The following is a 1,233-nucleotide window of genomic DNA, read 5'->3' as shown; positions in this document are numbered from 1 at the left end:
GCCAGCGGCAATCAGGATGATAACATCACAAATGACGCGACATAGAATCTCAGACAGATTGTCGCCGGCGTCTCAGACAGATTGTCGCGCTATAGCACGCTCTGACGGAAGCCCATGACCAGGCCACATGGTATGTGGCAGCGGTTCATCCAGGCCATGAGCAACAGGTGGAGACGGTTCTGAAGGACATTGGCGCCGAGGCGCTTGTGCCGATGCGCAAGGGCAAGCAGAGGCGCAGGCGCGGGCGGATGCTGCCGGTGAGGGACGAGGTGCTGATGACCGGCTATGTGCTTGTCCGCTTTGTCAGCACGGCACGGGCGCTCAGGGGCCTGCTGAGGCTTGATCATGTCATTGCCATTCTCGGGGGCTGGGAGACGCCTTACCCTGTATCCGACGACAAGGTGGCTCAGATCATGCGCAAGGCCGACAATGGCGACTTTGACTATGAGCGCCACAGCGATGTCGAAGTCGCAGCCGGCGACCGGGTGATCATCGGCGACGGGATATTCGAGGGGCAGATCGGCACGGTGGTCACCCCCAACAGCAAGGGCAAGGGTGATGTCGTGGTCGAGGTTGATCTGTTCGGCCGGCTGACGCCGATGGTGGTGCCGCTTGCCGTGATCGCCAAGGTGTGAGCCAATACGCCTGACGATCGAAGATGATCCATCAGGATCGCGGCACGATCACATCGTGTCAGCGGGACGGGTGCTCCGCATGAGACTGACGAGAGCGGGCTGCTTCGGTGACCCGCTCTTTGTCGTCAGGGCAGGGGGCAGGCAATCCGCGGGTCCTCTGATGTTCGTTTGTCAAGTTTCTTGCACACTGATCCGTTTGACGGGGCAGGTGCCCCGCCGTGTTGGAAGTTTATGCGACGCGTATTGCAGGGGGCAGAGCAGATAAGACGACGGTAGATCACACCCTGATACGCGGGTTGGTTACCGCAGGACCGATGATCCGTCTTGGGCTCGCCTGCTGTCTTCCTGCGGACGTCGGCCAACTCTGCAAGAGTGGCCGGTCACTAAGGACCCTCGAGGGTTCCCTGGATTGCTCTGCCCCCAGTAATACGCGTCATTGATGATGAACTGAACTTTCCCCTTTCTCTGCTCTCAATCCCATCGTCAGGCGGAGGGCGCCGCCGGATGAACATGCTGCGCAGGGCTCAACGGGCCTTCGTGTCCGGGCGCGATGCGGCAGTCGCCGCCCTGCGCCGGGCCAGCGTCGTCGCCTCCGACG

The 1,233-nt window shown here is 61.3% G+C and carries 1 protein-coding gene; it reads left to right on the top strand.

The annotated features are described in order from the left end of the window. Positions 1-134 precede the first annotated feature (134 nt). The gene (nusG, locus tag EDC90_RS20765) at positions 135-635 is read left to right on the top strand and encodes a transcription termination/antitermination protein NusG (protein WP_165972931.1); all 501 of its coding nucleotides are present in this window, start codon (positions 135-137) and stop codon (positions 633-635) included. Positions 636-1,233: the final 598 nt, after the last annotated feature.

The sequence above is a fragment of the Martelella mediterranea genome, from assembly GCF_004342225.1.
GTDB classification, from domain to species: domain Bacteria; phylum Pseudomonadota; class Alphaproteobacteria; order Rhizobiales; family Rhizobiaceae; genus Martelella; species Martelella mediterranea_B.
Note: the sequence above shows the minus strand (reverse complement) of the source record. Positions and strands in the feature narration are given on the sequence as shown.